General features: G+C 69.1%; 29 protein-coding genes. All 29 read right to left on the minus strand.

Going from position 1 to position 24,676, the window contains the following annotated elements; all coding sequences use genetic code 11:
* Positions 1-8 precede the first annotated feature (8 nt).
* Entirely contained in the window at positions 9-584 is a 576-nt protein-coding gene (locus ACPYO4_RS06050) for an adenylate kinase (protein ID WP_425708316.1), read from the minus strand.
* Positions 581-1,867: a preprotein translocase subunit SecY gene (gene secY / locus ACPYO4_RS06055; RefSeq protein ID WP_425708317.1), complete on the minus strand. Its 1,287-nt coding sequence runs from the start codon at positions 1,865-1,867 to the stop codon at positions 581-583. The genes ACPYO4_RS06050 and secY overlap by 4 nt, the downstream gene beginning before the upstream one ends.
* 249 nt (positions 1,868-2,116) lie before the next feature.
* Positions 2,117-2,587 (minus strand): 50S ribosomal protein L15, encoded by a 471-nt coding sequence (gene rplO / locus ACPYO4_RS06060; RefSeq protein WP_425708318.1) that lies wholly within the window; start codon positions 2,585-2,587, stop codon positions 2,117-2,119.
* A gap of 2 nt (positions 2,588-2,589) precedes the next feature.
* Positions 2,590-2,772 (minus strand): 50S ribosomal protein L30, encoded by a 183-nt coding sequence (gene rpmD / locus ACPYO4_RS06065; RefSeq protein ID WP_425708319.1) that lies wholly within the window; start codon positions 2,770-2,772, stop codon positions 2,590-2,592.
* Positions 2,772-3,482 (minus strand): 30S ribosomal protein S5, encoded by a 711-nt coding sequence (gene rpsE / locus ACPYO4_RS06070; protein WP_425708320.1) that lies wholly within the window; start codon positions 3,480-3,482, stop codon positions 2,772-2,774. Before rpsE ends, rpmD begins: the two co-directional genes overlap by 1 nt.
* Positions 3,483-3,511: 29 nt before the next feature.
* Positions 3,512-3,883 carry a 50S ribosomal protein L18 gene (gene rplR, locus ACPYO4_RS06075; protein ID WP_425708321.1) on the minus strand — a complete coding sequence of 124 codons (372 nt, stop codon included), beginning with the start codon at positions 3,881-3,883 and terminating at the stop codon, positions 3,512-3,514.
* Positions 3,884-3,885: 2 nt separating this feature from the next.
* Positions 3,886-4,425, minus strand: a complete 540-nt coding sequence (gene rplF / locus ACPYO4_RS06080) for a 50S ribosomal protein L6 (RefSeq protein ID WP_425708322.1) — start codon at positions 4,423-4,425, stop codon at positions 3,886-3,888.
* A gap of 19 nt (positions 4,426-4,444) precedes the next feature.
* Entirely contained in the window at positions 4,445-4,843 is a 399-nt protein-coding gene (rpsH, locus tag ACPYO4_RS06085; protein ID WP_425708323.1) for a 30S ribosomal protein S8, read from the minus strand.
* A gap of 58 nt (positions 4,844-4,901) precedes the next feature.
* A complete protein-coding gene (locus ACPYO4_RS06090; RefSeq protein WP_425708324.1) occupies positions 4,902-5,087 on the minus strand; it encodes a type Z 30S ribosomal protein S14 in 186 nt (61 codons plus the stop codon).
* Positions 5,088-5,091: 4 nt separating this feature from the next.
* A complete protein-coding gene (gene rplE / locus ACPYO4_RS06095) occupies positions 5,092-5,658 on the minus strand; it encodes a 50S ribosomal protein L5 (RefSeq protein ID WP_425708325.1) in 567 nt (188 codons plus the stop codon).
* Position 5,659: 1 nt separating this feature from the next.
* Entirely contained in the window at positions 5,660-6,001 is a 342-nt protein-coding gene (rplX, locus tag ACPYO4_RS06100; protein ID WP_425708326.1) for a 50S ribosomal protein L24, read from the minus strand.
* Positions 6,001-6,369, minus strand: coding sequence for a 50S ribosomal protein L14 (gene rplN / locus ACPYO4_RS06105; RefSeq protein WP_425708327.1), 369 nt, complete (start codon positions 6,367-6,369; stop codon positions 6,001-6,003). Before rplN ends, rplX begins: the two co-directional genes overlap by 1 nt.
* Positions 6,370-6,451: 82 nt before the next feature.
* Positions 6,452-6,748, minus strand: a complete 297-nt coding sequence (rpsQ, locus tag ACPYO4_RS06110) for a 30S ribosomal protein S17 (protein ID WP_425708328.1) — start codon at positions 6,746-6,748, stop codon at positions 6,452-6,454.
* A gap of 8 nt (positions 6,749-6,756) precedes the next feature.
* Positions 6,757-7,011, minus strand: a complete 255-nt coding sequence (gene rpmC / locus ACPYO4_RS06115; protein ID WP_425708329.1) for a 50S ribosomal protein L29 — start codon at positions 7,009-7,011, stop codon at positions 6,757-6,759.
* On the minus strand, positions 7,011-7,430 hold the full coding sequence (gene rplP, locus ACPYO4_RS06120; RefSeq protein WP_425708330.1) for a 50S ribosomal protein L16: 420 nt from the start codon (positions 7,428-7,430) through the stop codon (positions 7,011-7,013). The genes rpmC and rplP overlap by 1 nt, the downstream gene beginning before the upstream one ends.
* Before the next feature lie 2 nt (positions 7,431-7,432).
* A complete protein-coding gene (gene rpsC, locus ACPYO4_RS06125; RefSeq protein ID WP_425708331.1) occupies positions 7,433-8,227 on the minus strand; it encodes a 30S ribosomal protein S3 in 795 nt (264 codons plus the stop codon).
* Positions 8,227-8,616: a 50S ribosomal protein L22 gene (rplV, locus tag ACPYO4_RS06130; protein WP_425708332.1), complete on the minus strand. Its 390-nt coding sequence runs from the start codon at positions 8,614-8,616 to the stop codon at positions 8,227-8,229. The genes rpsC and rplV overlap by 1 nt, the downstream gene beginning before the upstream one ends.
* A gap of 38 nt (positions 8,617-8,654) precedes the next feature.
* The gene (rpsS, locus tag ACPYO4_RS06135; RefSeq protein WP_425708333.1) at positions 8,655-8,936 is read right to left on the minus strand and encodes a 30S ribosomal protein S19; all 282 of its coding nucleotides are present in this window, start codon (positions 8,934-8,936) and stop codon (positions 8,655-8,657) included.
* 19 nt (positions 8,937-8,955) lie between these two features.
* Positions 8,956-9,792, minus strand: a complete 837-nt coding sequence (gene rplB, locus ACPYO4_RS06140) for a 50S ribosomal protein L2 (RefSeq protein WP_425708334.1) — start codon at positions 9,790-9,792, stop codon at positions 8,956-8,958.
* Positions 9,793-9,826: 34 nt separating this feature from the next.
* Positions 9,827-10,132 carry a 50S ribosomal protein L23 gene (gene rplW, locus ACPYO4_RS06145; protein ID WP_425708335.1) on the minus strand — a complete coding sequence of 102 codons (306 nt, stop codon included), beginning with the start codon at positions 10,130-10,132 and terminating at the stop codon, positions 9,827-9,829.
* On the minus strand, positions 10,129-10,773 hold the full coding sequence (gene rplD, locus ACPYO4_RS06150) for a 50S ribosomal protein L4 (protein ID WP_425708336.1): 645 nt from the start codon (positions 10,771-10,773) through the stop codon (positions 10,129-10,131). Before rplD ends, rplW begins: the two co-directional genes overlap by 4 nt.
* Positions 10,774-10,775: 2 nt before the next feature.
* Complete coding sequence (gene rplC / locus ACPYO4_RS06155; protein WP_425708337.1) at positions 10,776-11,444, minus strand: 50S ribosomal protein L3; 669 nt, start codon at positions 11,442-11,444, stop codon at positions 10,776-10,778.
* An 11-nt stretch (positions 11,445-11,455) separates the two neighbouring features.
* Positions 11,456-11,764 carry a 30S ribosomal protein S10 gene (gene rpsJ, locus ACPYO4_RS06160; RefSeq protein ID WP_425708338.1) on the minus strand — a complete coding sequence of 103 codons (309 nt, stop codon included), beginning with the start codon at positions 11,762-11,764 and terminating at the stop codon, positions 11,456-11,458.
* Between the two features lie 638 nt (positions 11,765-12,402).
* Positions 12,403-13,596, minus strand: a complete 1,194-nt coding sequence (tuf, locus tag ACPYO4_RS06165) for an elongation factor Tu (RefSeq protein WP_425708339.1) — start codon at positions 13,594-13,596, stop codon at positions 12,403-12,405.
* Between the two features lie 119 nt (positions 13,597-13,715).
* Positions 13,716-15,830: an elongation factor G gene (fusA, locus tag ACPYO4_RS06170; protein WP_425708340.1), complete on the minus strand. Its 2,115-nt coding sequence runs from the start codon at positions 15,828-15,830 to the stop codon at positions 13,716-13,718.
* A gap of 72 nt (positions 15,831-15,902) precedes the next feature.
* Entirely contained in the window at positions 15,903-16,373 is a 471-nt protein-coding gene (gene rpsG / locus ACPYO4_RS06175) for a 30S ribosomal protein S7 (RefSeq protein ID WP_425708341.1), read from the minus strand.
* Positions 16,373-16,747 (minus strand): 30S ribosomal protein S12, encoded by a 375-nt coding sequence (gene rpsL / locus ACPYO4_RS06180; protein ID WP_425708342.1) that lies wholly within the window; start codon positions 16,745-16,747, stop codon positions 16,373-16,375. The genes rpsG and rpsL overlap by 1 nt, the downstream gene beginning before the upstream one ends.
* A 382-nt stretch (positions 16,748-17,129) precedes the next feature.
* Positions 17,130-21,026, minus strand: a complete 3,897-nt coding sequence (locus ACPYO4_RS06185) for a DNA-directed RNA polymerase subunit beta' (RefSeq protein ID WP_425708343.1) — start codon at positions 21,024-21,026, stop codon at positions 17,130-17,132.
* A 58-nt stretch (positions 21,027-21,084) separates the two neighbouring features.
* On the minus strand, positions 21,085-24,582 hold the full coding sequence (gene rpoB, locus ACPYO4_RS06190) for a DNA-directed RNA polymerase subunit beta (protein ID WP_425708344.1): 3,498 nt from the start codon (positions 24,580-24,582) through the stop codon (positions 21,085-21,087).
* Between the last annotated feature and the right edge of the window lie 94 nt (positions 24,583-24,676).

Genomic DNA, 24,676 nt, shown 5'->3' on the forward strand with positions numbered 1-24,676 from the left:
GACGCCCCTCAGCCGGCCGGGGGCAGCGCGGCCAGGAGCCGCTCGGTCACGCTCTCGATGTCCCCCATGCCGTCGACCTGCACGAGCAGACCACGGTCGGCGTAGAGCCGGGCCAGGGGCGCCGTCTGCTCGGCGTACACCTCGAGCCGGCGGCGGATGACGACCTCCGTGTCGTCCGCGCGCCCCTGCTCCTTCGCGCGCTGCAGGAGGCGGCCCACGACCTCGTCGGTCTCGGCGGTGAGCTCGACGACCACATCGAGGCCCGAGCCGTCGGCGCTCAGCATGTCGTCGAGCTCGGCGACCTGGTCCGCGGTGCGGGGGTAGCCGTCGAGCAGGAAGCCGGCCGCCGCGTCCTCCTCCGCGAGCCTGTCGCGGACCATCGCGTTGGTCACCTCGTCGGGGACGTACTCCCCCGCGTCCATGTACCGCTGGGCGCGACGCCCGAGCTCGGTCTTCTGGGCCACGTTCTGCCGGAAGATGTCGCCCGTCGAGATCGCCGGGACGCCGAGCGCGTCCGAGATCCGACCGGCCTGGGTGCCCTTTCCCGCTCCGGGCGGGCCGAGGAGGACGAGTCGTGAGGTCATCGCAGGAACCCTTCGTAGTGGTGCTGCTGGAGCTGGGAGTTGATCTCCTTGACGGTCTGCAGGCCGACGCCGACCACGATGATGATCGAGGTCCCGCCGAACGGCAGCTGGGTGACGTTCATGGCGGCGAGCGCGATGGTCGGGATGAGTGCGACGATCGTGAGGTAGATGGCGCCGACGGTCGTGATGCGAGTGGTGACGTAGCGCAGGTACTCCGCCGTCGGACGACCGGCGCGGATGCCCGGGATGAAGCCACCCGCACGCTTCATGTTGTCCGAGATCTCGTCGGGGTTGAACGTGATCGACGTGTAGAAGAACGCGAAGAACAGGATCATCGCGGCCATGAGGATCATGTAGCCGGCGCTCTGCGGGGAGAAGTTGACCATCACCCACTGGACCCAGCCCTCGTTCGGGTCGCCGAACTGCGAGGCCATCGTCGGCAGCATGAGGATCGAGGACGCGAAGATGACCGGGATGACGTTGGCCATGTTGATCTTCAGCGGGATGTAGGTGGACGAGCCGCCGTAGGTCCGGCGCCCCACCATCCGCTTGGCGTACTGCACGGGGATGCGTCGCTGGCTCTGCTCGACGAACACGATGACGAGGGTGATGACGAGCAGCAGGCCGACGATGAGGGCGAAGCGACCGGCGCCGCCGTCGCCGCGGCCCACCGTGAGCATGGCCGACGGGAACGACGCGGCGATCGAGACGAAGATGAGCAGCGACATGCCGTTGCCGACGCCGCGCTCCGTGATCAGCTCGCCGAACCACATGATGAGGACCGTGCCCGCGGTCAGCGAGATGACGGTGACGAGCAGGGAGACCGGCGAGGTGTCCGGGATCGGGTCGACGGGGCAGCCGGGGAACAGGCCGTTGTTGGCGACGGTGACGATGACGGCGGACTGCAGGACCGCGAGGCCGACCGTGAGGTAGCGCGTGTACTGGGTGAGCTTCGCCTGTCCCGACGAGCCCTCCTTGTGGAGCTCCTCGAACCGCGGGATCACCACGCGCATGAGCTGCGTGATGATGCTGGCGGTGATGTACGGCATGACGCCGAGCGCGAAGACCGACAGCTGCAGCAGGGCCCCTCCGGAGAAGAGGTTGATCATGCCCATGAGGTCGTTCTGCTGCGTCGCACCGAGACACTGCTGCACGTTCGGATAGCTCACGCCGACGGCCGGCACGAACGCACCGATCCGGTAGATCGCGATGATCCCCAGCGTGAACAGCAGCTTGCGCCGTAGGTCCGGAGTCCGGAACGCCTGGAGGAATGCGCTCAGCACCTAGTTCGTCTCCTGATCATGATCGTCGACCGGTTGCGCGAGGGGCGCACGGTCCTCGGCGCACGCGGCGCCTGGGTCACCCTACCTGCCGGTCCGGCAAGGGTCGGAGGGCTGCGCGGCGGGCGGACGTGACGTAGGTCCCGCCGCTGCCCGGATCGCGTCGTCGGGCCCGGTCGCACGGCGGGCCACGGACGGCGGAAGGGCGGCCCGGCTGAGCCGGACCGCCCTTCGGCTACGCGCGGGTGGTGGTCACGCGGTCGTGACCGTACCGCCCGCAGCCTCGATCTTCTGGCGCGCGGACGCCGAGGCCTTGTCGACGCTCAGCGTGAGGGCGACCGACAGCTCGCCGTCGCCGAGCACCTTGACCGGGTGGCCCTTGCGCACCAGGCCCTTGGCCACGAGCTCCTCGACGCCGACCGTGCCGCCCTCGGGGAACTGCTCGCCCAGCGCGTCCAGGTTGACGACCTGGTACTCGACGCGGAACGGGTTCTTGAAGCCCCGCATCTTGGGCAGCCGCATGTGCAGCGGCGTCTGCCCGCCCTCGAAACCGGCGGGCACCTGGTAGCGCGCGCCCGTGCCCTTGGTACCGCGGCCGGCGGTCTTGCCGCCCTTTCCGCTCTCACCACGACCGACTCGCGTGCGTGCGGTCCTGGCGCCGGGTGCCGGGCGCAGGTGGTGGACCTTGATCGGACGCGAGGCGCCCGTCGTCTCCTCCGACATGGTCAGTCGACCTCCTCGACGGCGACGAGGTGCGCCACCGTGCTGATCATCCCGCGGACCTCCGGTCGGTCCTCGCGCACGACCGTGTGGCCGATCCTGCGCAGGCCGAGGCTCCGCAGCGTGTCCTTCTGGGACTGCTTGCCACCGATGGTGGACTTCGTCTGGGTCACCTTGAGCTGGGTCATCAGGCCGACACCCCCGCCACGGCCGCGTCGTTCTCGGCCTTGGCCGCATCGGCGTCCCTGGCCTCGCGGTCCTTGGACTCGCCCTCGGCGCGCGCCCGGAGCATCGCCGCCGGGGCGACGCGCTCGAGCGGAAGCCCACGGCGGGCCGCCACGGACTCGGGCTGCTCGAGGTTCTTCAGCGCCTGCACCGTGGCGTGCACGATGTTGATGGCGTTGGACGAGCCCAGCGACTTGCTGAGGATGTCGTGGATCCCGGCGCAGTCGAGGACGGCGCGGACGGGACCGCCGGCGATGACCCCGGTACCGGGGGCGGCCGGTCGCAGGAAGACGACGCCCGCGGCGTCCTCGCCCTGCACGGTGTGCGGGATCGTGTTGCGGACGCGCGGCACCTTGAAGAAGTTCTTCTTGGCCTCCTCGGTCCCCTTGGCGATCGCCGCGGGCACCTCCTTGGCCTTGCCGTAGCCGACGCCCACGGTGCCGTCGCCGTCGCCCACCACGACGAGCGCGGTGAAGCTGAACCGGCGGCCGCCCTTGACGACCTTCGACACGCGGTTGATGGTCACCACGCGCTCGATGTACTGGCTCTTCTCCTCGCGACGGTTGTCGCGCCCACCCCGGCGGTCGCCGCGACCGCGGCGGTCCTCACGGCCCTCCGTGGAACCGCCCGTCGTGGCCGAGCCGGAGCTTCGGTCTCGCTGCTGTGCAGCCATATGTCTCTCCTTGAGCTCTCTACTCGGGGTCAGAGTTCCAGGCCGGCGTCGCGGGCACCGTCGGCGACGGCGGCCACGCGGCCGTGGTACTGGTTGCCGCCGCGGTCGAAGACCGCGGCCGTGACGCCCTTGGCCCTGGCACGCTCGGCCACGAGACGGCCGACCGTCCTGGCCTTCTCGACCTTCTCCGTCTCGGCGGAGCGCAGGTCGGCCTCGAGCGTGGACGCCGAGGCCAGCGTGACACCGGCCGTGTCGTCCACCAGCTGCGCGACCATGTGGCGCGAGCTGCGGGTGACGACGAGGCGCGGACGGGTGGCCGTGCCCTGCACGCGCTTGCGCACGCGCAGGTGGCGACGGGAGCGGGCGACCCGACGCCCCTTGCCCTTGATCGTGATCGCCATCGTTACTTACCAGCCTTTCCGACCTTGCGGCGGACCTGCTCGCCCTCGTACCGCACGCCCTTGCCCTTGTACGGCTCGGGGCGGCGGATCTTGCGGATGTTCGCGGCGGTCTCGCCGACGAGCTGCTTGTCGATGCCCGAGACCTTGATCTTGGTGGGCGACTCGACGGTGAACGTGATGCCCTCCGGCGGGGACACGACCACGGGGTGCGAGAACCCGAGGGCGAACTCGAGGTCCGAGCCCTTGGCGACGACACGGAAGCCCGTGCCGACGATCTCGAGGCCCTTGGTGTATCCGTCGGTCACGCCGGTCACCATGTTGGAGATCAGCGTGCGGGTCAGGCCGTGCAGCGAGCGCGACTCGCGCTCGTCGTCCGGACGCGAGACGACGATCGCGCCGTCGTCGTCGCGGGCGACGGTGATGGGCTCCTTGACCGTGTGCGACAGGGCGCCCTTGGGGCCCTTGACGGACACGGCGGCTCCGTCGATGGTGACGTCCACGCCCGTGGGCACGGCGACCGGGTACTTTCCGATGCGGCTCATACTGTCTCTTCCTTCCCGATCACCAGACGTAGGCGAGGACTTCCCCGCCCACGCCCTTGTCGCCGGCCTCGCGGTCCGTCAGCAGACCGGAGGAGGTGGACAGGATCGCCACACCGAGGCCGCCCAGCACGCGCGGCAGGTTCGTGGACTTCGCGTAGACGCGGAGCCCGGGCTTGGACACGCGCCGGACGCCCGCGAGCGAGCGCTCACGGTTGGGGCCGAACTTCAGGGCGAGCACGAGGGTCTTGCCGACCTCGGCGTCCTCGACCGTCGACCCGGCGATGTAGCCCTCGGCCTGCAGGATCTCGGCGATCGCGGCCTTGAGCTTCGAATAGGGCATGGACACCGACTCGTGGTAGGCCGAGTTGGCGTTGCGCAGACGCGTGAGCATGTCTGCGATGGGATCGGTCATCGTCATGGTGGGCAGCAGCCCTTCCTCGTCGCGGTTTCCGTCTCGGACCTGCGACGTCAGTGAATTACCAGCTGGACTTGGTGACGCCGGGGAGCTGGCCGGCAAGGGCCATCTCGCGCAGGCAGACGCGGCACAGGCCGAACTTGCGGTACACGGAGTGCGGACGTCCGCAGCGCTGGCACCGGGTGTAGGCACGCACCTTGAACTTCGGGGTGCGGGCGGCCTTCTGCTTGAGAGCGGTCTTGGCCACGGGATCAGTCCTCCTTGAAGGGGAAGCCGAGGCGCTTGAGCAGCGAGCGCCCCTGGTCGTCGTTGATGGCGGACGTGACCACGGTGATGTCCATGCCGCGGACCCGGTCGATGGCGTCCTGGTCGATCTCGTGGAACATCGACTGCTCGTTGAGACCGAAGGTGTAGTTGCCGTTCCGGTCGAACTGCTTGGGGCTCAGGCCCCGGAAGTCGCGGATACGCGGCAGCGCGATGGACAGCAGGCGGTCGAGGAACTCCCACATGCGGTCGCCGCGCAGCGTGACGTGCGCGCCGATCGGCATGCCCTCGCGCAGCTTGAACTGCGCGATCGAGCGCCGCGCCTTCGTCACCTGGGGCTTCTGACCGGTGATGAGGGTGAGGTCGCGGACCGCACCCTCGATGAGCTTGGAGTCGCGTGCCGCGTCACCGACACCCATGTTCACGACGACCTTGACGAGGCCCGGAATCTGGCTGACGTTCTCGTACCCGAACTCCTCGAGGAGCCCCGCCTTGACCTCGGAGCGGTACTGCTCCTTGAGGCGCGGGGGGACGACGGTGGTGGTCTCGGTCATGTCAGACGTCCTTACCGGAGCGCTTGGCCACGCGGACCCGCACGTCGCGGGTCCGTCCGTCGCGCTCCACCTGCTCGGTGCGGTACCCCACGCGGGTGCCCTTCTTGGTCTCCGGGTCCACCAGCATCACGTTGCTCACGTGGATCGGGGCCTCGATCGTCTCGATGCCGCCGCTGGTGCCGCCGGAGGAGGACTGGCCGACCTTGGTGTGCCGGGTGACGCGCTGGACACCCTCGACGATCAGGCGGTCCTTCGCGACGTCGACCTTGAGCACACGGCCCTGCTTGCCCTTGTCACGACCGGCGATGACGACCACCAGGTCGCCCTTCTTGATCTTCGCCATCACAGCACCTCCGGCGCCAGGGAAATGATTCGCATGTACTTCTTGTCGCGCAGCTCGCGGCCGACCGGGCCGAAGATGCGGGTGCCCCGCGGGTCGCCGTCGGCCTTGAGGATGACGGCCGCGTTCTCGTCGAAGCGGATGTAGCTGCCGTCGGGGCGGCGGCGCTCCTTGCGGGTGCGGACGATGACCGCCTTGACGATGTCGCCCTTCTTCACGTTGCCGCCAGGGATCGCGTCCTTGACGGTGGCGACGATGACGTCGCCGATGCCGGCGTAGCGTCGGCCCGAGCCACCGAGCACACGGATGCAGAGGATCTCCTTCGCACCCGTGTTGTCGGCGACCTTGAGCCGCGACTCCTGCTGGATCATTCTTTACTCCTGTCGTCGTGCCGGTTCTCGCCGGCGGGCGAGCCTGGCCGAACGGATGTGATGGTGGGTCGAGCTGCCCGCGTCAGCGGGCCTTCTCGATGATCTCGGTGACGCGGTAGCGCTTGGTGGCGGACATCGGCCGGGTCTCCATGATCCGGACCAGGTCGCCGACGCCGACCTCGTTGTTCTCGTCGTGCGCCTTCACCCGCTCGGAGCGGCGCAGGACCTTGCCGTAGAGCGCGTGCTTGACGCGGTCCTCGACCTCGACGACGACGGTCTTGTCCATCTTGTCCGACACGACGTAGCCGCGACGGGACTTGCGGTAGTTGCGCTCGTCCGTCGTCGTCGCCGTGGTGGCGGCGCTGGGGTTCTCGCTCATGTCGTCCTTCACTTCTTCTTCGTGGTCTCGGCCGGGGCGGGCGCGGTGCGCAGCCCGAGCTCGCGCTCACGCGCGATCGTGTAGATGCGCGCGATGTCCCGCTTGACCGCCTTGAGCCGCCCGTGGTCCTCGAGCTGGCCCGTGGCCGAGGAGAACCGGAGGTTGAACAGCTCGGTCTTGGCCTCCGCCAGCTTTTCGGCGAGCACGGAGTCGTCCATCTCGTCGAGCTCGATCGGCGTCAGACCCTTCGATCCGATGGCCATCAGCCCTCACCACCTTCACGCACGACGAATCGCGTCTTCATCGGGAGCTTGTGCTGCGCACGGGACAGGGCCTCGCGGGCCAGGTCCTCGGGGACGCCGGCGAGCTCGAACATCACTCGACCCGGCTTGACGTTGGACACCCACCACTCGACGGAGCCCTTGCCGGAACCCATGCGGGTCTCGGCCGGCTTCTTCGTCAGCGGGCGGTCCGGGAAGATGTTCACCCACACCTTGCCGCCACGCTTGACGTGACGGGTCATGGCGATACGGGCCGCCTCGATCTGCCTGTTGGTGACGTAGGCGTGCTCGAGCGCCTGGATGCCGTAGTCGCCGAACGAGATGGTGGTGCCACCCGTCGCCATTCCCCGGCGTCCGGGGTGGTGCTGCTTGCGGTGCTTGGTCCGCCTGGGGATGAGCATGCTCAGGCCTCCGTCGTGGGCGTAGCGGGCGCCGCGGGGGCGCCCTCGGTGGCGGCCGGGGCCGGCCGCGAGTCCCGACGCGGACCACGGCCACCGCCGCGTCCCTGGCGGGGACCGCGCTGGGAGCCGGCGTCGGCCTCCTGACGGGCGTACTCCTTCTCGGTGACGTCGCCCTTGTAGATCCAGACCTTGACGCCGATGCGGCCGAAGGTCGTGCGGGCCTCGAAGAAGCCGTAGTCGATGTTCGCGCGCAGGGTGTGCAGCGGCACGCGGCCCTCGCGGTAGAACTCCGAGCGGGACATCTCGGCGCCGCCGAGGCGTCCGCCGCACTGCACGCGGATGCCCTTGGCGCCGGCGCGCTGCGCGGACTGCATGCCCTTGCGCATGGCGCGGCGGAACGAGACACGCGAGGCGAGCTGCTCGGCGATGCCCTGGGCGACCAGCTGCGCGTCCATCTCGGGGTTCTTCACCTCGAGGATGTTGAGCTGGACCTGCTTGCCCGTGAGCTTCTCGAGGTCGCCGCGCAGGCGGTCGGCCTCGGCGCCGCGGCGGCCGATGACGATGCCCGGACGCGCGGTGTGCAGGTCGATGCGCACGCGGTCACGGGTGCGCTCGATGTCCACCTTGGAGATGCCGGCGCGCTCGAGGCCCTTCGACATGAGCTTGCGCACCTCGACGTCCTCGCGGACGTAGTCGCGGTAGCGCTGCCCCTCCTTGGTGGAGTCGGCGAACCACCGCGAACGGTGGTCGGTGGTGATGCCGAGCCGGAAACCGGTCGGGTTGACCTTCTGACCCACTAGTTGGTCCCTCCCTTGCTTCCGGCGCCCGCGGGCACCTCGGACTCGTCGCCGACGACGACGGTGATGTGGCTCGTCCGCTTGAGGATCCGAGCGGCACGCCCCTGGGCGCGCGGCCGGAACCGCTTCATCGTCGGACCCTCGTCGACGTACGCCTCGAGGACGCGGAGCTCGCTCGCGTCGAAGCGCTCGCCGTCGCGGTCGGCCATCACACGTGCGTTGGCCATCGCGGACTCGAGCACCTTGCGGACGGTCTCCGCCGCCGCCTGGGGGGCGAACCGGAGCACGTCCACGGCCTCCTCGGCGCGCTTGCCGCGGACGACGTCCACGATCCGGCGTGCCTTCATGGGCGTCACGCGAACGAATCGCGCCTGCGCCTTGGCTTCCATGTCTCTGCCTTACCTCTGCTGGTCGTCGGGCGCGCGCCTCAGCGGCGGCGGCCCTTCCGGTCGTCCTTGTCGTGCCCGCGGTAGGTGCGCGTCGGGGCGAACTCCCCGAGCTTGTGACCGACCATCGCCTCGGTGACGAACACCGGGACGTGCTTGCGGCCGTCGTGCACGGCGAAGGTGTGGCCCAGGAAGTCGGGCGTGATGACCGACCGGCGGGACCAGGTCTTGATGACGTTCTTGGCGCCCTTCTCGTTGGCGACGTCCACCTTCTTCTGCAGGTGGTCGTCGACGAAGGGGCCCTTCTTCAGGCTGCGTGGCATCTCGTCAGTGCTCCTTGGCTCAGCGCTTCTTGCCGGTCCGGCGACGACGCACGATCAGCTTGTCGCTGGGCTTGTTGGGACGGCGGGTGCGACCCTCCGGCTTGCCCCACGGGCTCACCGGGTGGCGACCACCGGAGGTCTTGCCCTCACCACCACCGTGCGGGTGGTCGACGGGGTTCATGACGACACCGCGGACGGTGGGACGCTTGCCCTTCCAGCGCATGCGGCCGGCCTTGCCCCAGCTGATGTTGGACTGCTCGGCGTTGCCGACCTCCCCGATCGTGGCGCGGCAGCGGATGTCGACCTGACGGATCTCGCCGGACGGCATGCGCAGCGAGGCGTAGATCCCCTCCTTGGCGAGCAGCTGGACCGACGAGCCGGCCGAGCGCGCGATCTTCGCGCCGCCGCCGGGGCGGAGCTCGATCGCGTGCACCGTGGTGCCGACCGGGATGTTGCGCAGCTGCATGGAGCTGCCGGGCTTGATGTCCGCGCCCGGGCCCGACTCGACGAGGTCGCCCTGCGACAGGCGGGTCGGCGCGAGGATGTAGCGCTTGTCGCCGTCCGCGTAGTGGAGCAGCGCGATGCGCGCCGTCCGGTTCGGGTCGTACTCGATGTGCGCGACCTTGGCGGGCACGCCGTCCTTGTCGTGGCGACGGAAGTCGATGACCCGGTAGGCGCGCTTGTGGCCGCCACCCTTGTGCCGGGTGGTGATCTTGCCCGAGGAGTTGCGTCCCCCGGACTTGCTCAGCGGGCGGACGAGCGACTTCTCCGGAGTGGAGCGCGTGATCTCGACGAAGTCGGCCACGCTGGAGCCGCGACGGCCCGGCGTGGTCGGCTTGTACTTACGGATTCCCATGTTCTGGTTCCCTCGATCCCAATCCGACCGGCGGTCAGCCGGCCACCTCACCGAAGATGTCGATGGTCCCGGACCGCAGGGTGACGATGGCGCGCTTGGTGTCCTTGCGCTTGCCCGTGCCGGTCCGCGTCCGGCGCGTCTTGCCCTTGCGGTTGATCGTGTTGACCGCGCTGACCTTCACGTCGAAGATCTGCTCGATCGCCTGCTTGATCTCGGTCTTGTTCGAGCGGGGGTCCACCTCGAAGGTGTACTTCCCCTGGTCGATGAGGTTGTAGCTCTTCTCCGACACGATGGGCCGGACGATGATGTCGCGCGGGTTCTTGACGGTCTCGAGGCTCACTTCGACTCCTCCTCGTCCGCGCGCCCGCCGACGAGGACGTCGAGTGCCGCGGAGGTGAACACGACGTCGTCGTTGACGAGGACGTCGTACGTGTTGAGCTGGTCGACCCACAGCACGTGGACCTCGGCGAGGTTGCGCACGGAGAGCGCGGCGACCTCGTCGGAGCGCGTGAGCACCACGAGGGCGCGACGCGTGCCGGTCAGGCCGGCGATGGTGGCTCGCGCGGCGGAGGTCGACGGGGTGTCGCCCTCGACGAGCGAGGAGACCACGTGGACGCGGCCGGCACGGGCGCGGTCGGACAGGGCGCCGCGCAGGGCGGCGGCCTTCATCTTCTTCGGGGTGCGCTGGCTGTAGTCGCGCGGCTGCGGGCCGTGGACGACGCCACCGCCGGCGAACTGCGGCGCGCGGATCGAACCCTGGCGGGCGCGACCGGTGCCCTTCTGCTTGTAGGGCTTCTTGCCACCGCCGCGGACGTCGCCGCGGGTCTTGGTGGCGTGCGTGCCCTGGCGGGCCGCCGCGAGCTGGGCGACGACGACCTGGTGCATGAGGGCCGTGTTGGCCTGGACGTCGAAGACCTCGGCCGGGAGGTCCGCGGTGCCGGTCTTCTTGCCGGTGGCGTCGTGGACGTCGATCGCGGTCATGGTCAGGCCCCCTTCGCGGCGGAGCGGACGACGACGAGGCCGCCCTTCGGGCCGGGGACCGCGCCGGCGATGAGCAGCACGCCGTGCTCGAGGTCCACGGCGTGGACGGTGAGGTTCTGGACGGTGCGACGGGCGACACCCATGCGGCCGGCCATCTTCTGGCCGCGGAACACGCGGCCGGGTGTCGCGGCACCGCCGATCGAGCCGGGCTTGCGGTGGTTGCGGTGCGCACCGTGCGAGGCGGAGACACCGGCGAAGCCGTGCCGCTTCATGACGCCGGCGAGGCCCTTGCCCTTGGTGGTGCCGACGACGTCGACGCGCTGGCCGGTCTCGAAGGTGGAGCCGTCGAGCTCCTGACCGACCGTGTACTCCTCGGCGTCGGCCGTGCGGAGCTCGGTGACGTGGCGGCGCGGGGTGACGCCGGCGGCGTCGAAGCGCTTGCGCAGCGGCTGGGTCACGCGTCGCGGGTCGATCTCGCCGTACGCGATCTGGACGGCGGTGTAGCCGTCGCGCTCCGGCGTGCGGATCTGGGTCACGACGTTGGTGTCCACCTTGACGGCGGTCACGGGGACGAGGAGCCCGTCCTCGTCCCACACCTGGGTCATGCCGAGCTTGGTGCCGAGGAGACCCTTGACGGTGGCCCCGGCGGTCTGCTGGGAAGTGGTGGTCATGGCGTCGGTCCTCAGAGCTTGATCTCGATGTTGACGTCCGCGGGCAGGTCGAGACGCATGAGCGAGTCGACGGCCTTCGGCGTCGGGTCGATGATGTCGATGAGCCGCTTGTGCGTGCGCATCTCGAAGTGGTCGCGGCTGTCCTTGTACTTGTGGGGCGACCGAATGACGACGAAGACGTTCTTCTCCGTCGGCAGCGGCACCGGGCCCACGACCGTCGCACCAGCGCGCGTCACCGTGTCGACGATCTTGCGCGCCGAGCTGTCGATGACCTCGTGGTCGTAGGACTTGAGCCGGATGCGGATCTTCTGTCCCGCCATGGCGTCGTCATACCTCTCTCGTACCCTTGCTTCGGCCGACCCCCGCGCCCGGGCGTGTCGCGTTCTGCGCACGTCCGGCCCGAGCGACCCTTGTGGGCCTGACCGTTGGATGCTTGCCGTCGCGGGCCTCCCGCCCACGCCCCGCCCCCACGAACGATGTCCGTGACGGCCGGCCTGCGGCTGACCGGGCTGACCCGGGCTCCGCAACGTCTGCCCGCCGCTGGTTGGAGTGCCTGCGGCGGTCGGCACGCGCACGAGCGCGCACCGGTGTCCGGCCGTCAACGTTACCAGCGCCGACCCGCAGGTCGGAAGCCCGGGCGGGTGCTCGGCCGTGTGAGGCTCCGCACCCGGTGCGCCGGCGGCGGCCCTGCGGCGCCGATCCCCCGTGGCCCACCTCGCCCGGTGCGCGTCGAGGTGGACCCGTGGCCCTCGACCTGGACCGTGCCGCGGTCCAGCTCGGCAGAGCGCGGTCCGGCTCGGCAGCCATCGGTCCAGCTCGGCAGAGCGCGGTCCAACTCGGCAGCGTGCGGTCCAGGCCGCGCCTCCACCGTCCGCGCACGCTCTGCGGGCATGCGGAAGGGCCCGCCACCCGGAGGGGTGGCGGGCCCTGCCCTGCTACCGGCGCGTGCCGGCTGCGATCACTTGAGGATCTTGACGACCCGGCCCGAGCCGACGGTGCGGCCACCCTCGCGGATGGCGAAGCCGAGGCCCTCCTCCATGGCGATGGGCTGGATGAGGTCGACCGTCATCTCCGTGTTGTCGCCGGGCATGACCATCTCGGTGCCCTCGGGCAGCTGGATGACGCCGGTGACGTCGGTGGTGCGGAAGTAGAACTGCGGGCGGTAGTTCGAGTAGAAGGGGTTGTGACGACCACCCTCGTCCTTGCCCAGGATGTAGACCTGCGCCTCGAACTGCGTGTGCGGCGTGATCGACCCGGGCTTGCAGACGACCTGGCCACGCTCGACGTCCTCGCGCTTGGTGCCGCGCAGGAGGAGGCCGACGTTCTCGCCGGCGTCGGCGGTGTCGAGCAGCTTGCGGAACATCTCGATGCCCGTGACCGTCGTGGTCTGCTTCTGCTCCTGGATGCCGACGATCTCGACGTCCTCGTTGACCTTGAGCTGGCCACGCTCGACACGACCGGTGACGACCGTGCCACGACCGGTGATCGTGAAGACGTCCTCGATCGGCATGAGGAAGGGCTTCTCGATGTCACGGACCGGGTCCGGGACGTTCTCGTCGACGGCGGCCATGAGGTCCTGCACCGACTTGACCCACTGCTCGTCACCCTCGAGCGCCTTGAGCGCCGAGACGCGCACCACGGGGGCGTCGTCGCCGGGGAACTCCTGGTCCGTGAGGAGCTCGCGGACCTCCATCTCGACGAGCTCGAGGAGGTCCTCGTCGTCGACCATGTCGGACTTGTTGAGCGCCACGAGGAGGTAGGGCACGCCGACCTGACGGGCGAGCAGCACGTGCTCGCGGGTCTGGGCCATCGGGCCGTCGGTCGCCGCGACCACGAGGATCGCGCCGTCCATCTGCGCAGCACCGGTGATCATGTTCTTCACGTAGTCGGCGTGACCAGGGGCGTCGACGTGCGCGTAGTGGCGCTTCTCCGTCTGGTACTCGACGTGGGAGACGTTGATCGTGATGCCGCGCTGACGCTCCTCGGGAGCGTTGTCGACCTGATCGAACGGCGTGAAGTCGTTGAGGTCGGGGTACTGGTCCGCCAGAACCTTCGAGATCGCCGCGGTCAGCGTCGTCTTGCCGTGGTCGACGTGACCGATCGTGCCGATGTTGACGTGCGGCTTGGTCCGCTCGAACTTGGCCTTAGCCACTGTGGTGTCCTCCTGGGACTCGGGTAGTTGTCTGTCTGGCGAGAACCGGATGCCCACGCCAGGGGCAGATGGATCCTACGGGTCGGTTGGGATTGGTGCTGGGGTGCGGCCCGTGGGACCTACTCGCCCCGCGTCTTCTTGATGATCTCCTCAGCGACGTTCCGAGGAACCTCGGCGTAGCTGTGGAACTGCATCGAGTACACCGCGCGGCCCTGGGTCTTCGACCGAAGGTCACCGACGTACCCGAACATCTCGGAGAGCGGCACGAGCGCCCGGACGACCTTGACGCCGGTGGCGTCCTCCATCGACTGGATCATGCCACGCCGCGAGTTGATGTCGCCGACGACGTCGCCCATGTACTCCGCGGGCGTACGCACCTCGACGTCCATCGTCGGCTCGAGAAGGACGGGGTCCGCCTTCTTCACGCCCTCCTTGAGGACCATCGAGCCGGCAATCTTGAAGGCCATCTCCGAGGAGTCGACGTCGTGGTACGCGCCGTCCAGGAGGGTGGCCTTGATGCCGACCAGCGGGTAGCCCGCGACGACACCGCCCTGCATCGCGTCCTGGATACCGGCGTCGACCGACGGGATGTACTCCCGCGGCACGCGGCCACCCGTGACGGCGTTGGAGAACTCGTAGAGCTCCCCGTCCTCGGTGTCCAGCGGCTCGAAGGACACCTGGACCTTCGCGAACTGGCCGGAGCCACCGGTCTGCTTCTTGTGCGTGTAGTCGACCTTCTCCACCGCGCGGCGGATGGTCTCGCGGTAGGCGACCATCGGCGCACCGACGTTGGCCTCCACGCGGAACTCGCGCTTCATGCGGTCGACGAGGATGTCGAGGTGCAGCTCGCCCATGCCGCCGATGACCGTCTGACCGGTCTCGTCGTCGAGGCGGACCGTGAACGTCGGGTCCTCCTCGGCGAGCTTCTGGATCGCCGTGCCCAGCTTCTCCTGGTCACCCTTGGTCTTCGGCTCGATCGCCACGTGGATGACCGGCTCCGGGAAGCTCATGGACTCGAGCACGACCGGGTCGTTCATGTCGGAGAGCGTGTCGCCCGTCGTCGTGTCCTTCAGACCGATGACGGCGTAGATGTGGCCGGCACCGATCTCCTCGACCGGGTTCTCCTTGTTGGCGTGCATCTGGAAGATCTTCCCGATGCGCTCCTTCTTGCCCTTGGTCGAGTTGAGCACCGCGGACCCGGAGTTGATCGTCCCCGAGTACACCCGGATGTAGGTGAGCCGGCCGAAGAACGGGTGGACGGCGATCTTGAACGCGAGGGCGGAGAACGGCTCCGTGGAGTCCGCGTGCCGCTCGATGACGACGTTCTCGTCCTTGGGGTCGACGCCCGGGATCGCCGGGACGTCGAGCGGGCTGGGGAGGTAGTCGACGACCGCGTCGAGCATCGGCTGCACGCCGCGGTTCTTGAAAGCCGAGCCGCACAGGACCGGGTAGACCTCCGAGCTGACCGTCAGCTTGCGGATGCCCGCCTTGATCTCCTCGACCGTCAGCTCCTCGCCCTCGAAGTACTTCTCCATGAGGGCCTCGTCGGCCTCGGCCACCGTCTCGATGAGCTGGGTGCGGTACTCCTCCGCGCGCTCCTTGAGGTCGGCCGGGATCTCGTGCACCTCGTACTTGGCGCCGAGCGTCGTGTCGCCCTTGGAGTCCGCGGGCCACACCAGGGCGCGCATCTGGACGAGGTCCACGACACCGGTGAAGTCGCTCTCCGCGCCGATCGGCAGCTGGAGCACGAGCGGCTTCGCGCCGAGGCGCTTGACGATCGTGTCGACGGTGAAGTAGAAGTCCGCGCCGAGCTTGTCCATCTTGTTGACGAAGCAGATGCGGGGGACGTCGTACTTGTCCGCCTGGCGCCACACGGTCTCCGACTGGGGCTCGACACCCTCCTTGCCGTCGAAGACGGCGACCGCACCGTCGAGGACGCGCAGCGAGCGCTCGACCTCGACCGTGAAGTCGACGTGCCCCGGGGTGTCGATGATGTTGATCTGGTTGGTCTCCCAGAAGCACGTCACGGCGGCGGACGTGATGGTGATGCCGCGCTCCTGCTCCTGGTCCATCCAGTCGGTCGTCGACGCGCCGTCGTGGGTCTCACCGAGCTTGTGGTTGACGCCCGTGTAGAACAGGATCCGCTCGGTCGTCGTCGTCTTGCCGGCGTCGATGTGCGCCATGATGCCGATGTTGCGGACCTTCGTGAGGTCGGTCATGACGTCAGTTGCCACGTCGGGTTTCTCCTCGTGAGTCTCGGTGTCGGTCGGATGCGGGGCGCGGCCGGACGTGCCGGCCGCGCTCGATCACCAGCGGTAGTGCGCGAAGGCGCGGTTGGCCTCGGCCATCTTGTGGATGTCCTCGCGGCGCTTGACCGCGGCACCGAGCCCGTTCGAGGCGTCGAGGATCTCGTTCATCAGGCGCTCGGTCATCGTCTTCTCGCGGCGGGCGCGCGCGTAGTCGACGAGCCAGCGCAGCGCCAGCGTGGTGGACCGGGAGGGACGGACCTCGACCGGCACCTGGTAGGTGGAGCCACCCACGCGGCGCGAACGGACCTCGAGCGAGGGCCGCACGTTGTCCAGGGCGCGCTTGAGGACGGCCGTCGGGTCGCCCTCGGTCTTCCCGCGGACGCCCTCGAGGGCGCCGTAGACGATCCGCTCGGCGGTGGACTTCTTGCCGTCCAGCAGCACGCGGTTGACGAGCTGGGTGACGATCGTCGAGCCGTAGACCGGGTCGACGACGACGGGACGCTTCGGGGCAGGACCCTTGCGAGGCATTACTTCTTCTCCTTCTTGGCGCCGTAGCGGCTCCGGGCCTGCTTGCGGTTCTTCACGCCCTGCGTGTCGAGCGCGCCGCGCACGATCTTGTAGCGGACACCGGGCAGGTCCTTCACACGACCGCCGCGCACGAGCACCATCGAGTGCTCCTGGAGGTTGTGCCCGACGCCCGGGATGTAGGCGGTGACCTCGATGCCGCTCGAGAGACGGACGCGCGCCACCTTCCGCAGTGCCGAGTTCGGCTTCTTCGGGGTGGTCGTGTACACGCGGGTGCACACGCCACGACGCTGCGGGCTCCCCTTGAGGGCCGGCGTGCTCGAGGAGCTCGACTTGACCGACCGGCCCTTGCGGACCAGCTGCTGGATCGTGGGCACTACTTCTCCGTCTCGTTGCTGCAATCGGTGCGACTGCCTCGGATCGATCTGATCTCTGCACCCCGCGCTCGGGCGTGGCGCACCTGCGTGACGCCGACCGGCCCCGGAGGGCCGTGGTGACGTCGCGGGCGGTCCGCCTCTGGTCGTCCGCCGCCGGCCGCTGGTCGAGGACCGGGGCAGGTGACGTGCGCGCAAGGGCCCGATCGGTCCGGGCACCGCCGTCCAGAGTAGCGGCCGCCAGTTTCTGGCGTCAAAGGACCGGGGTCGCCGAAGTGGTGTGATGTGACACGTCGACGCCTTCCGGGGCGCCGCCGGCCCCGACGGCGATGCGTCGGGGCCGGCGGCAGGGTGCTGCGGACGGGGGAGCGCCGCTCCCCCGTGGTCAGCGGAACTCGGGGTAGGTCTCGCCGCCGTAGGCGGAGAAGTCGATGTCGTCCAGCAGCACGGGCTCGCCCGCACGGCTGCCGACGAAGTCGAGCTCGGAGTAACCCAGCTCGGTGAAGGCCATCTGACGCGCCTCCTCGGTGGGCTCCACGACGACGTCGTGGTAGCGCGGCAGACCCGTCCCCGCGGGGATGAGCTTGCCGAGGATGACGTTCTCCTTCAGGCCGAGCAGCGGGTCGCGACGGCCGCTCATCGCCGCCTCGGTGAGCACCTTGGTGGTCTCCTGGAAGGAGGCCGCAGAGAGCCACGAGTCGGTCGCGAGCGACGCCTTGGTGATGCCCATGAGCTCGGGCCGGCCGGCTGCCGGCTTCCCGCCCTCGGAGACGACGCGACGGTTCTCGTCGTTGAACGCGGTCCGGTCGATGAGCTCGCCCGGCAGCAGCCGGGTCTCGCCCGAGTCCAGCACGGTCACGCGACGCAGCATCTGCCGCACGATGACCTCGATGTGCTTGTCGTGGATGTCCACGCCCTGCGAGCGGTAGACCTCCTGGACCTGCGCGACGAGGTGCTCCTGGGTCCGGCGCGGGCCCAGGATGCGCAGCACGGCCTTCGGGTCGACCGCGCCGAACACCAGCTGGTCGCCGACGGCGATGTGCTGCCCGTCCTCGACGAGGAGGCGCGACCGCTTGGACACGGGGTAGACCACGTCCTCCTGACCGTCGTCACGGGTGACGCGGAGCGAGCGCCCCTTGTCGGTGTCCTCGACGGTCACGCGGCCGGCGGCCTCGGAGATCGGGGCCTCACCCTTGGGGGTGCGGGCCTCGAAGAGCTCCTGGACACGGGGCAGACCCTGGGTGATGTCGTCCGCCGACGCCGCACCACCGGTGTGGAAGGTGCGCATCGTCAGCTGGGTACCGGGCTCGCCGATCGACTGCGCCGCGATGATGCCGACGGCCTCGCCGATGTCCACGAGCTTGCCCGTGGCCAGCGACCGGCCGTAGCACTTCTGGCAGGTCCCGACCCTCGACTCGCACGTGAGCACGGACCGGACCTTGACCTCGGTGACGCCGGCGGCGACGAGCTGGTCGATGAGCACGTCACCGACGTCGTCGCCCGCCGAGGCCAGCACGGTGCCCTCGGCGTCGACGACGTCGGCCGCCAGGGACCGGGCGTACGCCGAGGTCTCGACGCTCTCGTCGAGGACGATGCCCTCCCCCGACGCCGACGGGACGCCGATCGTCACGGGCAGCCCGCCACGGGTCCCGCAGTCGGCCTCACGGACGATGACGTCCTGCGAGACGTCGACGAGACGACGCGTGAGGTAGCCCGAGTCCGCGGTGCGCAGCGCGGTGTCCGCAAGACCCTTGCGCGCACCGTGGGTGGCGATGAAGTACTCGAGGACGGACAGGCCCTCGCGGTAGTTCGACTTGATCGGGCGCGGGATGATCTCGCCCTTCGGGTCGGCCACGAGACCGCGCATGCCGGCGATCTGACGGACCTGCATCCAGTTGCCTCGCGCACCCGAGGACACCATGCGGAACACGGTGTTGTCCTTGGGGAAGTTCGCGCGCATGGCGTCGGCGACCGCGTCGGTGGCCTCGCCCCAGATGTCGATCAGCTCCTGGCGCCGCTCGTCGTCGGTGATCAGACCCATGTCGTACTGGTCCTGGATCGCCTCGGCCTTGCGCTCGTGCTCCTCGAGGATCCCCGCCTTGGCCTCGGGGGCCACGACGTCGGAGATCGCGATGGTCACGCCCGAGCGGGACGCCCAGCGGAAGCCCGCCTCCTTGAGCGCGTCGAGGCTCGCGGCCACGTCGACCTTGGGGTACCGCTCCGCCAGGTCGTTGACCAGGCGGCCGAGCCGCTTCTTGTCCACGACCTCGTCGATGAACGGGTAGTCCACCGGCAGCAGCTCGTTGAACAGCGTGCGACCGAGTGTAGTGCGCAGCACGACGGGCTCGCCGGCGGCGGCGCTCGCGGCCTGCTCGTGCCCCTCGGGCAGGACCAGGTCGGTGAACCGGATCGAGATCTTCGCGCCGAGATCGAGCTCGCCGTTGTCCATCGCGAGGATGGCCTCGGACACCGAGGAGAAGTACCGGTCTGCGCCGGTGCCCTCGTCGAGCTCGGTCGTGAGGTGGAACAGGCCGATGATCATGTCCTGGCTGGGCATGGTCACCGGACGGCCGTCCGACGGCTTGAGGATGTTGTTGCTCGAGAGCATGAGGATCCGCGCCTCGGCCTGCGACTCGGCCGACAGCGGCAGGTGGACCGCCATCTGGTCGCCGTCGAAGTCCGCGTTGAACGCGCCGCACACGAGGGGGTGGAGCTGGATCGCCTTGCCCTCGACGAGCTGCGGCTCGAACGCCTGGATACCGAGGCGGTGCAGGGTCGGCGCGCGGTTGAGCAGCACGGGGTGCTCACGGATGACCTCGTCGAGGACGTCCCACACCTGCGTGCGCTGGCGCTCGACCATGCGCTTGGCCGCCTTGATGTTCTGGGCGTGGTTGAGCTCGACCAGCCGCTTCATGACGAACGGCTTGAACAGCTCGAGCGCCATCTGCTTGGGCAGACCGCACTGGTGGAGCTTCAGCGTCGGGCCGACGACGATGACGCTGCGGCCCGAGTAGTCCACGCGCTTGCCGAGCAGGTTCTGCCGGAACCGGCCCTGCTTGCCCTTGAGCATGTCGGAGATCGACTTCAGCGCACGGTTGCCGGGGCCCGTGACCGGGCGGCCGCGACGGCCGTTGTCGAAGAGCGCGTCCACCGACTCCTGGAGCATGCGCTTCTCGTTGTTGACGATGATCTCCGGCGCGCCCAGGTCGAGCAGCCGCTTGAGGCGGTTGTTCCGGTTGATGACGCGGCGGTAGAGGTCGTTGAGGTCCGACGTGGCGAACCGGCCGCCGTCGAGCTGGACCATGGGACGCAGGTCCGGCGGGATGACCGGCACGCAGTCGAGCACCATGCCCAGCGGCGAGTTGCCGGTGGTGAGGAACGCGTTGACGACCTTGAGGCGCTTGAGCGCGCGGGTCTTGCGCTGACCGGTGCCGGTCGCGATGGTCTCGCGCAGCGACTCGGCCTCGGCCTCGAGGTCGAAGGTCTCCAGGCGCTTCTGGATCGCCGTGGCGCCCATAGAGCCCTTGAAGTAGATGCCGAAGCGGGCGTTCATCTCGCGGTAGAGCGACTCGTCGCCCTCGAGGTCGCCGACCGAGAGCGCCTTGAAGCGGTCCCAGACCTTCTCGAGCCGCTCGATCTCACCGTCGCCCTTGCGCCGGATCTGGTTCGCCTCGCGCTCGGCCGACTTGCGGACCTTGTCGCGGGCCGAGGAGTCCGTGCCGGCGGCCTCGAGCTCGGCCAGGTCGGCCTCGAGCTTCTGCCGGCGCTGCTCGACCGCGAGGTCGCGCGCCTTGCTCAGCTCGGACTTCTCCAGGTCGATCTCGTTCTGGAGGGTGCTCTGGTCCTCGTGCCGGCCGTCCTCGTCGACCTCGGTGATCATGTACGCCGCGAAGTAGATGACCTTCTCGAGGTCCTTCGGGGCGAGGTCGAGGAGGTAGCCCAGGCGCGACGGGACGCCCTTGAAGTACCAGATGTGCGTGACCGGGGCCGCCAGCTCGATGTGGCCCATCCGCTCGCGGCGGACCTTCGAGCGGGTGACCTCGACGCCGCAGCGCTCACAGATGATGCCCTTGTAGCGCACGCGCTTGTACTTGCCGCAGTTGCACTCCCAGTCCCGGGTGGGACCGAAGATCTTCTCGCAGAACAGGCCGTCCTTCTCCGGCTTGAGCGTGCGGTAGTTGATCGTCTCCGGCTTCTTGACCTCGCCGTGCGACCACTCGCGCACATCGCCGGCGGTGGCCAGGGAGATGTGGAGCTGGTCAAACAGATTGACGTCGAGCAACGTGTCCTACTTCCTTCGTTCAGGTAGCGCTCGTGTTCGAATGCCGCTGCGCGGCGGGTCAGAGCTCGTCGACGCTCGAGGCGTCCGGGCGGCGGGAGAGGTCGATGCCCAGCTCCTCGGCCGCGCGGTACACCTCGTCGTCGGAGTCCTTGAGGTCGATGAGCGTCCCGGAGGAGTCCAGGGCCTCGACGTTCAGGCACAGCGAGCGCATCTCCTGGATGAGCACACGGAACGACTCCGGGATGCCCGGCTCGGGGATGTTCTCGCCCTTGACGATGGCCTCGTAGACCTTCACGCGTCCCGTGACGTCGTCGGACTTGATGGTCAGCAGCTCCTGCAGGGCGTGCGCGGCGCCGTACGCCTCGAGCGCCCACACCTCCATCTCGCCGAACCGCTGGCCGCCGAACTGGGCCTTACCGCCCAGGGGCTGCTGCGTGATCATCGAGTACGGACCGGTCGACCGGGCGTGGATCTTGTCGTCGACCAGGTGGTGCAGCTTGAGGATGTACATGTATCCGACCGAGATCGGGTGCGGGAACGGCTCGCCCGACCGGCCGTCGAACAGCTGCGCCTTGCCGTCTGCCCCGACCACGCGGTCGCCGTCGCGGCCCACCAGGGTGTGCCCGAGGATGCCCTCGAGCTCGTCCTGCTGCAGGCCGTCGAACACCGGGGTCGCCACGGTCGAGCCGGGCTCGGCGCGGTGCACGTGCTCGGGCAGGTTCTTCGTCCACTCCTCGGCCGCCTTGACGGCCTCGGTGATGTCCCAGCCGTTGGCCGCGGCCCAGCCCAGGTGGAGCTCGAGGACCTGGCCCACGTTCATACGGCCGGGGACGCCGAGCGGGTTGAGGATGACGTCGACCGGGGTGCCGTCGGGCAGGAACGGCATGTCCTCGACGGGCAGGATCTTGGAGATGACGCCCTTGTTGCCGTGCCGGCCGGCGAGCTTGTCGCCGTCGGTGATCTTGCGGCGCTGCGCGATGTAGACGCGCACCTGCTGCTTGACGCCCGGGGGCAGCTCGTCGTCGTCCTCGGTGAACTCCCGCACGCCGATGACGATGCCGGACTCGCCGTGGGGCACCTTGAGCGAGGTGTCGCGCACCTCGCGCGCCTTCTCGCCGAAGATCGCGCGCAGGAGTCGCTCCTCGGACGTCAGCTCGGTCTCACCCTTGGGCGTGACCTTGCCGACGAGGACGTCACCGGCGCTGACCTCGGCACCGATACGGATGATGCCGCGCTCGTCGAGGTCCGCGAGGATCTCCTCGGAGACGTTGGGGAGGTCACGGGTGATCTCCTCGGCGCCGAGCTTGGTCTCGCGGGCGTCGACCTCGTGCTCCTCGATGTGGATCGAGGTGAGCATGTCGTCGGTGACGACACGCTGCGACATGATGATCGCGTCCTCGTAGTTGTAGCCCTCCCAGGACATGAACGCGACGAGGAGGTTGCGGCCGAGCGCGAGCTCGCCCTCGTCGGTCGAGGGGCCGTCGGCCAGCACGGATCCGACCTCGACCCGGTCGCCCTCGTCGACCAGCACGCGCTGGTTGTAGGAATTGCCCTGGTTGGACCGGTTGAACTTCATGATGCGGTGCGTGTAGCTGCCGCCGTCGTCGTCGAGGACGACCACCGAGTCGGCCGAGACCTCGGTGACGACGCCGGCCACCTGCGCGGTGACGACGTCGCCCGCGTCGACCGCCGCCCGACGCTCCATGCCGGTGCCCACGAGCGGGGCCTCGGCGCGGATGAGCGGGACGGCCTGACGCTGCATGTTGGCGCCCATGAGCGCGCGGTTGGCGTCGTCGTGCTCGAGGAACGGGATCATCGCCGTGCCGACGGAGACCATCTGCCGCGCCGAGACGTCCATGAACGCGATCTCGGCGGGCTCGATGAGCGCCGGCTCGCCGCCGGGGGTGCGGCACAGGACGCGCTCCTCGACGAAGGTGCCGTCCTCGTTCAGCGGGGCCGACGCCTGGGCGATCGTGTGGCGGTCCTCGTCGTCGGCCGTGACGTACTCGATCTCGCCGGTGACCCGGCCGTCGACCACCTGGCGGTACGGGGTCTCCACGAACCCGAACGGGTTGATGCGCGCGAACGTCGCCAGCGAGCCGATGAGGCCGATGTTCGGCCCCTCAGGGGTCTCGATCGGGCACATGCGGCCGTAGTGCGAGGGGTGGACGTCACGGACCTCCATGCCGGCGCGGTCACGCGACAGGCCGCCGGGGCCCAGCGCCGAGAGACGGCGCTTGTGGGTCAGGCCCGAGAGCGGGTTGTTCTGGTCCATGAACTGCGACAGCTGGCTGGTGCCGAAGAACTCCTTGATGGAGGCGACCACCGGCCGGATGTTGATGAGCGTCTGCGGCGTGATGGCCTCGACGTCCTGCGTGGTCATGCGCTCGCGCACGACGCGCTCCATCCGGGACAGGCCCGTACGGACCTGGTTCTGGATGAGCTCGCCGACGGCGCGGATGCGACGGTTGCCGAAGTGGTCGATGTCGTCGGTCTCGACCCGGACGTCGACCTTCTCGCCGTCCCGGGTGCCGGGCAGCGTCTCCTCACCCTTGTGCAGGGCGAGGATGAACCGGATCGTGGAGACGATGTCCTGGACGCGCAGGAGCGACTCCCCCGCCGGCGTCGTCATGCCGAGCTTCTTGTTGATCTTGTAGCGGCCGACCTTGGCCAGGTCGTAGCGCTTGTGCGCGAAGTAGTAGGAGTCCAGCAGGTTGCGGCCGGCCTCGACCGTGGGCGGCTCGCCCGGACGGATCTTGCGGTAGATGTCCAGCAGCGCCTCGTCCTGGGTCTTGACCGTGTCCTTCTCGAGGGACTCCAGCAGGACGGGGTAGTCCTCGAAGTGGCCGCGGATCTCGGACTCGGTGAGCCCCAGGGCCCGCAGGAACACCGTGACGGACTGCTTGCGCTTGCGGTCGATGCGCACGCCGATGGCGTCCCGCTTGTCGATCTCGAGCTCGAGCCACGCGCCGCGGGACGGGATGACCTTCGCGGTGAAGATGTCCTTGTCCGAGGTCTTGTCCGGCGTGCGCTCGAAGTAGACGCCCGGCGAGCGGACGAGCTGGCTGACGACGACGCGCTCGGTGCCGTTGATGATGAAGGTGCCGCGGTCGGTCATGAGAGGGAAGTCGCCCATGAACACGGTCTGCGACTTGATCTCACCGGTCGTGTTGTTCATGAACTCCGCCGTGACGAACAGCGGAGCGGCGTAGGTGAGGTCCTTCTCCTTGCACTCCTCGGCGGTGTACTTCGCGGGCTCGAAGCGGTGGTCCCGGAACGACAGGGACATCGACTCGGAGAAGTCCTCGATCGGCGAGATCTCCTCGAAGATCTCCTCCAGGCCCGAGATGGTGTGGCTCGACCCGGCCGGGTCGGCCTCGGAGCGGGCCCGCCAGGCGTCATTGCCCAGGAGCCAGTCGAAGCTCTCGGTCTGCAGGCCGAGCAGGTCGGGCGCCTGCATCGGCTCGTAGATCTTGGCGAACGACAGCCTGGGCGACGCGAGGCGCTTCGCGACGAGGTCGGCGGACGGGGCGGCAGAGGTGCGCGAGGCAGCCAAAGGGGGTCCTTCCCTGCGGAGAGGTGTGCACGCGGCGCGTGTCGACTTCGTGCCCGTTCCCCGGGAGGATCACGCCTGGTGGCGCGGCTCGAGA

The sequence above is a fragment of the Georgenia sp. Z1491 genome, from assembly GCF_049856175.1.
GTDB lineage: Bacteria > Actinomycetota > Actinomycetes > Actinomycetales > Actinomycetaceae > JB111.